The 12,545-nt window shown below is 69.5% G+C and carries 10 protein-coding genes; 6 read left to right on the top strand and 4 right to left on the bottom strand.

What is annotated here, in order from left to right; translation table 11 throughout:
- Positions 1-17 precede the first annotated feature (17 nt).
- From H8F26_RS03025 to H8F26_RS03015, 3 genes are all read left to right on the top strand, one after another.
- A complete protein-coding gene (locus H8F26_RS03025) occupies positions 18-1,733 on the top strand; it encodes a class I adenylate-forming enzyme family protein (protein ID WP_231605430.1) in 1,716 nt (571 codons plus the stop codon).
- Positions 1,734-1,744: 11 nt separating this feature from the next.
- Positions 1,745-3,016, top strand: a complete 1,272-nt coding sequence (locus tag H8F26_RS03020) for a hemolysin family protein (RefSeq protein ID WP_197157365.1) — start codon at positions 1,745-1,747, stop codon at positions 3,014-3,016.
- A gap of 116 nt (positions 3,017-3,132) precedes the next feature.
- Positions 3,133-4,125 (top strand): Gfo/Idh/MocA family protein, encoded by a 993-nt coding sequence (locus tag H8F26_RS03015; protein ID WP_197157363.1) that lies wholly within the window; start codon positions 3,133-3,135, stop codon positions 4,123-4,125.
- A gap of 3 nt (positions 4,126-4,128) precedes the next feature.
- Here H8F26_RS03015 and H8F26_RS03010 read toward each other — a convergent pair whose 3' ends face one another.
- A complete protein-coding gene (locus tag H8F26_RS03010) occupies positions 4,129-7,386 on the bottom strand; it encodes a glycoside hydrolase family 15 protein (RefSeq protein WP_231605429.1) in 3,258 nt (1,085 codons plus the stop codon).
- A gap of 89 nt (positions 7,387-7,475) precedes the next feature.
- Between H8F26_RS03010 and H8F26_RS03005 the strand changes: the two genes are divergently transcribed.
- Complete coding sequence (locus tag H8F26_RS03005) at positions 7,476-8,222, top strand: WecB/TagA/CpsF family glycosyltransferase (protein WP_197157362.1); 747 nt, start codon at positions 7,476-7,478, stop codon at positions 8,220-8,222.
- 142 nt (positions 8,223-8,364) lie between these two features.
- Here H8F26_RS03005 and H8F26_RS03000 read toward each other — a convergent pair whose 3' ends face one another.
- Together H8F26_RS03000 and tgt are read right to left on the bottom strand one after the other, a co-directional pair.
- Complete coding sequence (locus H8F26_RS03000) at positions 8,365-8,526, bottom strand: photosystem II reaction center protein K (protein ID WP_370594667.1); 162 nt, start codon at positions 8,524-8,526, stop codon at positions 8,365-8,367.
- A gap of 26 nt (positions 8,527-8,552) precedes the next feature.
- Positions 8,553-9,680, bottom strand: a complete 1,128-nt coding sequence (tgt, locus tag H8F26_RS02995; RefSeq protein WP_370594729.1) for a tRNA guanosine(34) transglycosylase Tgt — start codon at positions 9,678-9,680, stop codon at positions 8,553-8,555.
- Positions 9,681-9,788: 108 nt separating this feature from the next.
- Between tgt and H8F26_RS02990 the strand changes: the two genes are divergently transcribed.
- Complete coding sequence (locus H8F26_RS02990; RefSeq protein WP_231605690.1) at positions 9,789-10,586, top strand: adenosylcobinamide-GDP ribazoletransferase; 798 nt, start codon at positions 9,789-9,791, stop codon at positions 10,584-10,586.
- Here H8F26_RS02990 and H8F26_RS02985 read toward each other — a convergent pair.
- A complete protein-coding gene (locus H8F26_RS02985) occupies positions 10,543-11,673 on the bottom strand; it encodes a sensor histidine kinase KdpD (protein WP_197157361.1) in 1,131 nt (376 codons plus the stop codon). The genes H8F26_RS02990 and H8F26_RS02985 overlap by 44 nt on opposite strands.
- A 421-nt stretch (positions 11,674-12,094) precedes the next feature.
- Here H8F26_RS02985 and H8F26_RS02980 point away from each other — a divergent pair, with 421 nt between their 5' ends.
- A complete protein-coding gene (locus H8F26_RS02980) occupies positions 12,095-12,466 on the top strand; it encodes a DUF3155 domain-containing protein (RefSeq protein WP_197157360.1) in 372 nt (123 codons plus the stop codon).
- The last annotated feature ends 79 nt before the right edge of the window (positions 12,467-12,545 follow it).

Raw genomic sequence — 12,545 nt, 5'->3', positions numbered from 1 at the left:
CGCCGTGCCCAGCCGCCGTGACCTCCTCCTCCGTTCTGCAGGGTCCGCCCCTGGCCTGCCACACCCCGCTGGAGCAGTTGCTGCACCGCGGGCTCCAGCACCCTGATCCCAGGCGGCCGGCCCTGATCAGCCGGCGGGGGGTGATCGGCTGGCAGGAGCTCGACAACCGCAGCGCCCACCTGGCCGGCCACTACCTCCGCCTCGGCCTGCAGCGCGGCGACCGGGTCGCGTCGCTGCTGCCGAACCGGCTGGCGGTGATGCTGCATCTGCTGGCCTGTCTGCGGGCCGGCCTGGTGGCCACCCCTCTGAACTACCGCTACACGCCGGCGGAGCTCGATTACGCCCTCGAGCTCAGCGGCGCCCGGCTGCTGCTGTTCCATGCCGAGCGGCTCGCCGATGTGGCCGCCAGTGCCCAGGCCGCTGCCCTGCCCCTGGGCACCCTGATCTATGGCGCTGAGTCGGCTGGACTCGTTGGCGGTCGAGGTTGCGGTGGCGAGCCGCTGGTGGTGGAAGGCCTGAGTCGGCCGCCCCGTTGCTTCGAGGATCTGCTGCTCCCTTCGCCGGCTGGCCTGCCGCCGGAGGTTGCTGGGGCAGGCCTGGCGGATCCCACGGAGCACCACGACGACGACCCGGCCATCCTCTACTTCACCTCCGGCAGCACGGCCCGGCCCAAGGGCGTCACCCACAGCCGCCGCAGCCTCGCCGCCGTGCTCTCCAGCACCGCCCAGGGGCTGGGCTTCACGCCAGACGACAACTACCTGGCCGGCACCTCCATGGCCCACATCGGTGGCTCCACCAGTGCCCTGGCCGCCCTGCTGGCGGGCAGCACCGTGGTGCTCGCCCGCAGCAGCGACAGCGAAGAGATCCGCTGGCTGCTCGAGCAGACCAACCCCACGGTGCTGAAGCTGCTGCCGGCGGCCCTGTTCGCCCTGGTGCGCGATCCGGCGATCCGGCCCGCCGATTTCGCCAGCCTGCGGTTGTGCGTGTCCGGCGGGGATCACATCCCGTCGGAGCTGCAGACGGAGTTCCGCGCCGTGGCCGGCTTCCCGGTGAACGAGCTCTACGGCATGAGCGAGGTGGGCATGGTCATCCTCAATCCACCCGGTCAGGCCCTGCGGCCGGGCTCCCTGGGCAGGCCCGGTCCAGGCGTGGCGATGGACCTGCGCCGGCCCGATGGCAGCTCCTGCGCCCCGGGAGAAGCCGGCGACCTCTGGATCCGCACCGACGGCTGCATGAGCGGCTACTGGAACAATCCCGAGGCCACCGCCGCCGTGCTGGTCGACGGCTGGCTGGCCAGCGGCGACGTGATGCAGGCCGACGCCGACGGCTACCTCTGGTTCGACGGCCGCCGCAAGCAGATCATCGTGCACGACAGCTCCAACATCTGCCCCCAGGACGTGGAGGACGTGCTGCTCGAGCACCCCGCCGTGGCTGGCGCGGGCGTGGTGGGGATCCACGATCTGGTGCACGGCGAAGACGTGCGCGCCTACATCTGCCTGCGCGGCCCCGTTGCGGATCGGCAGGCCCTGGAGCGGGAGCTGATCGGCTTTGCCCGAGATCGCATCGGCTACAAAGCCCCTGAGCAGATCGTGGTGCTCGACGACCTGCCGCTCAACGCCACCGGCAAGGTGGATCGCCTCGCCCTCAAGCGCCTGGCGGACAACCAGACGGCCCCCAGATCCGGGGCCACTCCCATGGATCAGGTTGCACCGACGGACCTAGCCTCCACCTAAACGCCCCTTCCATGCGGTTTCTGGCCCTGGCCATCCTCCTGGCATTGCTGGCCTTTTTTGCTGCCGGGGAGCTGGCCCTGATCCGTCTGCGGCCCAGTCGGGTGCAGCAGCTGGTGGAGGCCGGTGAACCGGGCGCCGCTGCCGTGGCGCGTCTGCAGCACCGGTTGCGCCGGGCGCTGGTCGCCACCCAGCTCGGCACGGCTCTGGCCCTGGTGGCCCTGGGCTGGACCGGCCGCGATCTCGTGGATGGGATGCGGCCCTTCGCCGCCGCCGCGCCGGAGCTGCGGCCCTGGCTTCTGGCCTTGGTGTTTCTGGTGCTGGTGCTTCTGGCCACCCTTCTGGGCGGCCTGGTGCCGAAGGCCTGGGTGCTGCATCAGCCCGAGCTTTCCGCCCTTCGCCTGGCGCCGTTGCTCGAATCGGTGAACCGCACCCTGGGGCCGCTGCTGCTCCTGATCGAGCGCCTGGGAGGCCTGCTGCTGCGCCTGTTCGGCCTGCCCCGCAACTGGGATGAGCTGGTGCCGGTGCTGTCGGCAGGGGAGCTCGAGACCCTGATCGAGAGCGGCAGCGTCACCGGTCTGCAGCCCGATGAGCGCAACATCCTCGAGGGTGTGTTCTCCCTGCGGGACACGCTGGTGCGGGAGGTGATGGTGCCCCGCTCCGGCATGGAGACCCTGCCGGTGGGCGTCACCTTCGCCGAGATGATGGACGCGGTGCATGCCACCCACCACGCCCGCTTCCCGGTGATCGGCCAGTCGCTCGACGACGTCCATGGAATGCTCGATCTGCGGCGCCTCGCTGAACCGATCGCCCGAGGGCTGCTGCAGCCCGATTCGCGGCTGGATCCCTTCGTGGTGCCCGTGCAGCTGGTCCAGGAAAGTGCCTCCCTGGCTGACTTGCTGCCGCTGATCCGCAGCGGCCATCCGCTGCTGGTGGTGGTGGATGAGCACGGCGGCACCGAGGGGCTGGTCACCGTCGCCGATCTCACCGGCGAGATCGTGGGAGAGGAGGACGGATCCCAGGCCGATGCCAACGACCTGATGCAGCTCCAGGACGACTCCTGGTCGGTGGCGGGAGACCTGGAGATCTTCGAGCTCAATCGCCAGCTGGGGCTGCGACTGCCCGAGGCGGAGGGGCATCACACCCTGGCGGGCTTCCTGCTGGAGCGGCTCCAGCACATTCCATCCCCCGGGGAAGGTCTGGGTTGGAAGGGCTACCAGTTCACCGTGGTCACCATGGATGGCCCGCGCATCGATCGGGTGCGGATCAACCAGCGCCCCGGCTGAGGACTCGATGCCTGTCAGATCCTCGTGAATCCCTGCAGATCGCGCACCGTCTGCTCTCCCGGGGCCCGGGGGCCCGGTCGCGCTGCGATGATCCCGCTGTGGTGAGGCCTGCCGACATGAAGCCCGTCAAGGTTGGTGTGATCGGCATCGGCAACATGGGCTGGCATCACGCCCGCGTGCTCAGCCTGCTGCGCGACGCCGAGCTGGTGGGGGTGGCCGATCCCGATGAGGCCCGCGGACAGCTCGCTGTGGAGCAGTTCGGCTGCCGCTGGTTCGCGGATTACGCCGACATGATCGAGCACGTGGAGGCGGTGTGCATCGCCGTTCCCACCCTGTTGCACCACCGGGTCGGTCTCACCTGCCTGGAGGCGGGGCTGCACGTGCTGATCGAGAAGCCGATCGCCGCCAGCCAGGAGGAGGCGGCTGAGCTGATCCAGGCAGCCTCCGCCACGACCCGCCTGCTGCAGGTGGGGCACATCGAGCGCTTCAACCCCGCCTTCCGCGAATTGCTCAAGGTGGTGGCCGACGAGGAGGTGGTGGTGCTGGAGGCCCGCCGCCACAGTCCCAACGCCGATCGGGCCAATGATGTGTCGGTGGTGCTGGATCTGATGATCCACGACATCGACCTGGTGCTGGAACTGGCCGGGGCTCCCGTGGTGCGTCTGGCGGCTGCCGGGGGGCGCAGCGCCGATGGCCCGATCGACTACGTCAACGCCACCCTCGGCTTCGCCAATGGCGTGGTGGCCAGCCTCACCGCCAGCAAGATGGCCCATCGCAAGATCCGCAGCCTCAGCGCTCACTGCCGCTGCAGCCTGATGGAGACCGACTTCCTCAACCACAACCTGCGCATCTATCGCCGGTCCCACGGCTCGGTGAGCGCCGACCACGGCGAGCTGGTGTATCGGAACGATGGCTTCATCGAGGAGGTGAGCACCACCTCGATTGAACCGCTCTACGCCGAACTCGAGCACTTTCTCCAATGCGTGCGAGGCGTGGAAATCCCAGCAGTCGATGGCCTTCAGGCTTCCCGTGCCCTGCAGCTCGCCGACCTGATCGAGCAGTGCGTTGAGCAGCCCAACCTCTGCATGGCGCTGGATGCACCGATCTGATCCTCAGGCCGGCTGTCTGGCTTCAGCCGGCTGCTCCGCTTCGGTGAGCTCCCGCAGGGCCTGCAGTTGCCAGCGTCGGCAGGCGGCCGGCGAGGCGTTGTAGAAGCGATCCCAGGCATCAGCCTTGTGCAGGCCGTAGTCCGTGGCCGGCACATCGGGATGGTTCTGCTGCCAGCCGACGCGCACCGCATGGCCGATCACCACGTCGAGGGCGAGGTCGTCGTCGAAGTGAACCTGGGGGTTGGCCCCCACAAAGGCCATCAGGGTGATCAGGGTCTCGATGCAGAGGCGCCGGTACTCGGAGGCCTCGATCTTGCTGAGCAGGTGTTCGACCAGGGTGGCGAAGTTGCGTTCGCCGGGGGTCTTTTCACTCAGCAGCGGGGCGCTTTCCAGCCGGTTGCGGCGCTCCAGCTTGTCGCCAATCACCAGGCCGTCGCAGTGGTGCAGCAGATCCCAGATGCCGGCATAGAAATCGCGCGGCACCCGCTGCAGGGTGCCCATCCGCTGGCGGTGCTGCAACCAGCTTCCGCCCTTGGGCAGCTCCTCGAGCGGATCGGGCACTTCCCAGCGCACCCGGCCCCGAACATGCAGGTGTTCCTTGCGTTGCAGGGAGGCGCGGGCGTGCTCCACATCGGCCAGCAGGTCCCGCAGGCGGCGACGCAGGCCGTGGGGCGGCAGGCTGCAGAGCGCCTCGAAGGCATCGCTCTGGCTGAGCTCGTGTTCCGTGGCCAGCTCGCCGGTGAGCAGCAGCAGCAGCTGGCCCAGCTGCAGGGTGAGGCTGCCGCTCAGCAGGGTCGGCTCCAGCCGTGCCAGCCCGTCGAGGGCGAGCAGCAGTTCCTGCTGCAGCATCCATTCGCGGCCGTCGTCGCCGCTGTAGCGGCGGATCCGCTCGCCGATCACCAGGCTGCTGGCTGGTTCGGTGATCAGGGAGTCGTGGGTGTAGTTGCGCCCCACCACCAGTTGCTTCTGCCGCACCAGCAGGTCGGTGAGGGCATCTTCGAGCTGGGGGTGCACCAGCCCCATCACGCCGGCGCATCGGCGCACCACATTCCAGTTGCCCTCGGCCAGGGCCCGTCGGTACACCTCATCCACCAGCAGGGGCAACCGCAGGGGGGCGCCGCGGCCAGGCCCCTGCAGCACCGCGTGATTGCCGAGCCGCCGTACCAGCTGCTCCAGCACCTCACTCTGCTCCTCCAGGGAGGTGCTGGCCCAGAGACGCTCCGCCAGGCTGGAGATCGGCGTCTGCTGCAGTTCCAGCTCCTGCTCCTGCTGGGCGGTGAGCGGCTTCTGGCTGGTGCTGGCCCGCAGCGGCAGCTGGCTCGGGGGCGCCGGTGCCAGGGGGGCGGGGAGATCGGCGGGGAGCTCCACCAGGTTGAGCTGGTCCAGCACGGTCTCCAGGGGAGCCAGCTGCACCGGAACCCCCTCGATCTCACCGGACTGGAGGGCGCGTCCCAGCCGCAGGAAGGCCTCCGGGTCGCGATGGAAGGGGCCGGCGGCGACGGGTACCAGCAGCAGCGGCAACCGCTGGCTGCGCCAGTTGCGCTGCAGCAGCCGCAGCTCGCTGCACACCGCATCGGCCAGCTGCTCGGGATCGTCGGCCAGGTAGAAGGTGCCCTCCTCCAGCACGGCCGGCAGGTAGGCGTGCAGCGCGCCGGCCTGCCGGTAGAGCCGGGCCGTGGCCATGGTCTCGATCCGCACCGGTGGATGGCCGCTCAGCCCCAGCTGCGGGTTGGCACCCACCGCCGCCAGCTGGCGGCCCAGCTCCCGGGAGCTGCCCACCTGCACGCTCTCGTTGCTGCGGGTGATCGGCAGGCCCGCCTGCTCGAGCGCGGTCGCAATCGTGGCGTCGGCCGGCACCAGGCTGACCAGCACTCGATCGGCTCCGAGCTGCTGCGGCTGACGGCGGCCGCTGGGGTCGAGGTCGGCGGGGGTGATCAGCCCGTGCAGCAGCAGGTCTCCCAGCCAGGTGAGGCTCTGGGTCCAGAGCAGGGGCACATTCTCGTTCGGTTCGCGTTCCTGGCTGCCGGGAATGGCCCGTTCGGCCTCGATCGCCTGCTCCGGCACCAGGTACAGCTCCGGCAGCAGCAGCACCCCGTCCACCTCCACGCTCACGGCCCGCAGGCGCTCACGCCAGCTGCGGGCCTCTTCCCAGCGGCCTTCGCAGCAGGCCGTGACCAGCTCGTAGGCGAGGAACAGGGGCCACTCGGATTCGATGTGTTCGAACTGGGCCAGCTCCTCCCGTTCGTAGTGCAGGCGGGTCACGTCTTCCACCACCGTCTGATGGCCGTCGCGGCGGAAGCGCTTGTAGCCGTAGGCGCCGCCCAGATCGCGGCGGATGCGGTGGCGGGTCCGTTCCACCAGGTCTGGATCCTCCACCGCCCAGGCGGGGTAGCCGATCACCGACAGGCAGGCGCTGTCGGCCTCCTTGCTGGCGGATTCGCGCGGCAGCAGGTTGAGCAGCGCCTGGCGCAGGCGCACGATCGCATCGTGGGGAATGGTGAGGCAGCAGCTGCCGTCGCCGTGGGGGCCGTACAGATCGAGATCCTCCAGGGCTTCGAGGGCCGCCTTGACCAGGCCGATCGAGCTGGCGTTCCGTTCCGGCAGGCCGTGATTCCCCTTGTCACCCCGCTCCCAGATGCCGTAGTCGGCCACGCGGTAGGCCCGTGCCACGTAATACACCAGGTTCTGGATGAAATCGCGCTCGTGGCTGGTCTGCACGATCACCAGGCCGGAGCGGGTCAGCTGGGCCAGCTGCAGCAGGAACAGGGCGGTGGCGTCGAGCTGCAGATGGCCCCAGCCGTCGTCCGGCACCACCGGCTCACCGCTGTTGGTATCGAACTTGGCGTGGATGGCGTCAAGCCGGTCGAGGCTGGTCTTGAAGCGCTCCACTTTTGCCGCTTGCCGCAGCATCACGTTCAGCAGGCCGCGCATCAGCTGCAGCACCCGCTGCTGGAGTTCGTGGCCGCGGCGGGTGCTGCCGTGCAGGCGCTGGTGGGCCAGGGCCAGTCCCCAGACGCATTGGATCGAATAAACGCAATCGCGCACCCAGGCATCGCCGTAGTTGCCGTGCACCGTGTGGGCGGTGCTGGCCGGCAGCAATCCGGTGATCGGATGCTGCCGCCGCAGCACCACCTGTTCGATCTGCTGATCCAGTTCTTCGAGAAAGGCCAGAGCCTCGAGGCTGGTCTCCTCGCCGTTCGCGTCCGGCGGCAGGGGCTCCGGCATCAGGAGCCGGTCGGAGGAGGCGCTGGAGATCGTCATGCTGGGCCCTCAGCGGGTGCCGCCTCTGAATCCCCACAGGTGGGTTTCAGGGTTGAGCCATAGATTCTCTCGCGCAGCGAACCCGGCCCATGGCAGCGAAGGCGACCGATCCCCGCCGCACCCGGGTGCTGGACGTGCCGGTGGATGTGTGCCCGGATGTGTTTGAGGCGGCCCTGGCGCTGCTGCCGCGGGGCGGCGGCCAGATCGTCACCCTCAACGCCGAGATGACGATGGCGGCCCTGGCGGATCCGCAGCTGGGGGCGGCGATCGAGGCGGCGACGCTGGTGATCCCCGATGGCGCCGGTGTGGTCTGGGCGCTGGGGCGCCAGGGCTTGCGGGTGCGCCGCGCCCCGGGCATCGAGCTGGCCTACCGCCTGCTCGTTCACGCCTCCACCCACGGCTGGCGGGTGGCCCTGGTGGGCGCCAGCCCGGAGGTGATGGAACGGCTGCGAGAGCGGCTACACCGCGACCTGCCGGCTCTGCAGCTGGCTTTTTCGGTCCATGGGTTTCAGAGCACCGAAGCGTGGCCGGGCCTGCAGCAGCAGCTGCTTGATGCCAGGCCGGATCTGGTGTTGGTGGCCCTGGGGGTACCGCGCCAGGAAACCTGGATCCAGCACTTTCAAGGCCGCAGCGGTGGCCTCTGGATGGGCGTCGGCGGCAGTTTTGATGTCTGGGCCGGGGTCAAGACACGTGCACCCCGGTGGATGGGAGCGCTTCACATCGAATGGCTCTACCGGCTGATTCAGGAGCCGAGCCGCTGGCGGCGGATGCTGGCGCTGCCGGCCTTCGCCTGGGCCGTGCTGCGCCATGGAGTGAAGCGACCGCCTCAGTACTGAACGCCACCGGAGGTCCCAGGAGATGTTGGGATCACGACCGCCGGGGCGAAAGGACAGGTGCCAGAGGGGCGGCGAGCCTCCGGATCAGCGGAAACCCAGCGGGTCAGCCCAAACCCAGCCGATCAGCCGAAATCCACAGGATTCAGCGGAAACCCACCGAGGCTTGCCACACAAAGGCGAGCAGCAGGAAGAACAGGGGGATGATCGGCAGGATGTCCACCAGGGGACCGAACGCCTGGTAGGCCTCGGGCAGCTGGGCCATGGTGTGGAGGGCGGAGCCGGCCAGCAGCGAGGAGAGAGCCATCCCTGAAACAGTGTGGTGGTCGGAACCTACCACGTGTGTGCGGCCGGAGAATTCGGCTCCCACGGAGCGAAATCCTCTGAAAAACAACCGTCCTGGATCGCCTTTGCCATGGCGGAGGTGAAGCGGATCAAGGTGGTGATGTTGTGCAGGCTGAGCAGCGTGCGGCCCAGCATCTCGCCGCTCCGGATCAGGTGGTGCAGATAGGCGCGGCTGTGCTGGCGGCAGGCCAGGCAGCTGCAGCTCGGATCGAGGGGGGTGTGGTCGTGGCGGAAGCGGGCATTGCGCAGATTCCAGCGCTCGCCTCCCACCAGGGCGGTGCCGTGCCGCCCCAGCCGGGTGGGCAGCACGCAGTCGAACAGATCGAAGCCGTGGGCCACCGCGATCGCCATTTCCCGCAGGCTGCCCACGCCCATCAGGTAGTGGGGCTTGGCTTCCGGCAGCAGCGGCGCCACCAGCCGCACGATCCGGTGCATCTCCTCGGCCGGCTCGCCCACGCTCACCCCGCCCACGGCGATGCCGGGCAGGTCCATCGCCGCCACCACCCGGGTGGAGTCCTGGCGCAGGTGCGGGTAGCAGCCCCCCTGGGCGATGCCGAACAGGGCCTGATCGGCTCGGTTGTGGGTGCTCAGGCAGCGCTCCAGCCAGTGGTGGGTGCGGCGGCAGGCCGCGGCCACCTCGGTTTCACTGGCCGGATAGGGAGGGCATTGGTCAAAGGCCATGGCCACGTCGGCGCCCAGGGCCATCTGGATCTCGATCGCCCGCTCGGGGGTGAGCTGGATGCGGGCTCCGTCCCGGGGGGAGCGGAACACCACGCCGCTGTCATCGATCTTGTTGATCGCCCCGAGGCTGAACACCTGGAAGCCGCCTGAATCGGTGAGCAGCGGCCCGTCCCAGGCCATGAAACGGTGCAGCCCACCGGCCTCGGCCACCACCTGCTCGCCCGGTTGCAGGTGCAGGTGATACGTGTTGGCCAGCACCATCTGGCTGCCGGTTTCGGCCAGCTGGGGTGTGGTGACTCCCTTGATGCTGGCGGCGGTGCCCACCGGCATGAACCGGGGCGTCTCCACGACGCCGTGGGGGGTGTGGAAGCGGCCGCAGCGGGCCCGGGTGCACGGGCAGCGGGCGGTGATCGCGAAGGAGAATGGGGGCTCGATGGCGCCGTGGTGGTGCTTCGCCGACGCTACGTGCCGCGTTCTTCACCTTCTGCCGCGCCACCACCGCCCCACCCCCTCGGTCCCAACCCCGACGGACGAGACGGCTGGCTGCCGGATCTGGCCGGCGCCTGGGTCTTCTATTCGGTACTGCCGGCCTGGCCGTGGCCGCGGCCCCGCTTCAGCCGGATCGCCCGCTTCGCGTCCTGGATCGGCCTGGTGCTGGGCGGGCTGCAGGCGATGGTGTGGCTGCTGCTGGCGGGGCGAGCGCCGGCCTTCACCCAGGCGGCCCTGGTGATCGTGCTGGGCCTGGCCCTCAGCGGCGGCCTGCACAGCGATGGCGCCATGGATACCGCCGATGGGCTGGCGGCCGGCGATCGCTGCCTCGAAGCCATGGCCGACAGCCGGGTGGGGGCCAGTGGCGTGCAGGCCTTTGCCCAGTTGCTGCTGGTGCGGCTCGCCGCCCTCGTCTGGCTGGCGGCCGCCGCCGCGGCAGCCGCTCCGGCCGCCCTGGTCTGGGCCGCCTTCTGGGCGCGGCTGTCCCCCCTGATCGCCATGGACCGCTTCCCCTACCGCAGTGCCCGCGGCACGGGTGCGTTCCACCGCCATCACTGGCGCGGCCTGGCGCTGGAACTGCGTCCATCGCTGCTGGTGCTGGCCGGGGTTGTGCTGCTGGTGGCGGCCGCTGGGGCGGCGGGATTCAGCCCCGGCGCGGCCCCGCAATCCTGGCTGTCCCTGCTGGCCGGAGCGGTGGGGGTGCTGCCGGCGGTGCTGGTGCCCCTGTGGCTGGGCCGGCGGCTCGGCAGCCACAGCGGCGACAGCTACGGCGCCTGCGTGGAGTGGGTGGAGGCCCTCAGCCTGCTGCTCACGGCTGCGCTGCTGGCGCTTCTGCCGCTGCAGGCAGGCTGAGCCGGAAGCCGTTGCCCTGCGGCGGCAGGGCTGGATCGATACGGGATGGCGGGATCAGCAGCTCCAGGTCGCCGCCGATCTGGCGGGCCAGGTCCCGGCCCAGGGCCAGGCCGAGCCCGGTGCCGGCGAGTTGCTGACCGGCCGTGCCCCGCACGCCGCGCCCGAAGATCGCCTGCCGCTCCGGCTCTGGAATCGCGGGCCCGGCGTCCCACACGGTGAGGCTGAGCCGCCCGTCGCTGCGGCCGACCAGCAGGCCCACGGCCGCTCCGGCGGGGCTGTAGCGGAAGGCGTTCTCCAGAAGGTTGGCGAGGATTTCGGCCACCGCACCGCTGTCGCCACGCCAGCTCGGCAGCGACGACGGGCCCTGCCAGGGCCGCTTCTGCAGTGCCGCAGTGGCGGCGGCCCGCTGCAGAAGCGGCTCCAGGACCTCCTCCAGGGGCTGGCCTTCCGGTCCGGCGAGCACCGGAGGCAGCAGCAGGGGCGTGGTGCCGCTGCTGCCCGTCAGGGCCTCCGGCGGCGCCAGGGCACTGATGGCTTCCACATAGCGGTTCAGCTGGCGTTCCTCCGCCAGCAGTCCGTCCACCAGGGGACGGCTGCTGCTGTCCTGCTCAAGCCGGCGCCGCAGCAGCTGGGCGAAGGTGCGCAGGGCGGCGAGGGGATTGCGCAGCTGATGGATCAGCAGCCGCAGCTGTTCGTCCTGGCGCTGCTGGCGCTGCAGGAGATGTTGCCGTTCCAGATCGATCCGCAGGGCCTCGGTGAGGCAGTGGGCCACCGCCTCGAGCCGCTCCACCAGCGGCATCGGCCAGCTGAGGCTGCGACTCTCCACCTGCAGGGCCCCCAGCAGGGCCCGGTCGTGGCGCAGGGGCAACCAGCGGCGGCCTTCGGCGGGCATCTGCAGGGTGCGATCCGAGGCCACCGCCGGCAGGGCCCTGCCATCACGGGGCCATTGGCCCACCGGCATCAGGCTGAGGCGTCCGTCTGCCCCAGGCAGGGCCAGATACACCACCACAGACTTCAGGTCTTCGCGGTCGGCGAACTGGGCCAGCTGGCTGGTCAGCAGGGCCAGAAACCGCTCGGAGACCTGCATCAGCAGAGACGGCGAGGGAGTTCGCGGAAGAAGTCCGGGGAGGGCGTTGAAAATTCCAGAAAAAGTCTTAAGATCCTGGTATCGACCAATACTTCCCAGTCCGCGAGCGGACGGTAAGTCGCAGTCGTCACGGCCAACATGTTGCGCTTCTCCGCAAATGAGGCTACAGCAGAGCCAGGTTCGCCTCCCTCTCCTGGTCTGAGCTCCGCCGCCGCGGGTTCAGACGTTGTTGATGACGCGGCCACCGCAGGCGTTTTTCCGAAAACGTCTGCGGTGATCCGTTCCGGACGACAGACGTTTGGGCGTCTTCCGTGGCTTCTTTGCTGGAGCCGCGGATGACACGGTTCAGCTCGGCTTGCCGGCTGAATCTGTCGTCCCTCCTTCCCTCCTCTCTCAGCCTCCCGCCCGCGGGAGCCGTGTCATGTCGAAAAAGCGCAAGCGGATCAGCCGTCGCCGCCTCGCCGGCCAGCGTGTTCTGGCCCATGTCTCCACCCACAACCTCGAAACCGGCTCCCACAAGCCGGTCACCGCGGCGCGTCGCTACATTGCCGAAGTGGGACTGGAAGCTCCGGCCATCCTCAACGTGCGCCGCAACGAGCACACCACGGACCGCTTCTTCTGGGGTGAGAAGGGCCTGTTCAGCGCTCAGTACGCCGAAGAGAACCACTTCCTCTTCCCCTCCCTGCGTCTGATTGTCGATCAGATCGGCGAGGAGGTGCTGTTCGAAGGTCTGGAAGCCATGGCCTCGGACGACTGGGAGGAAATGGAGGAATACGAGTACGCCTTCGTTTGAGGGCGGCAGCGGAACGGAGCCAGCGGCCACGGCACCTCACGGGTCGCTGGGCTCGCTGGCTCCTGCATCACGATCCCTG

The sequence above is a fragment of the Synechococcus sp. CBW1006 genome (genome assembly GCF_015840525.1).
Lineage (GTDB): Bacteria > Cyanobacteriota > Cyanobacteriia > PCC-6307 > Cyanobiaceae > CBW1002.
The sequence above is the reverse complement of the archived record's forward strand: the minus strand, read 5'-3'. Positions and strand labels throughout refer to the sequence as shown.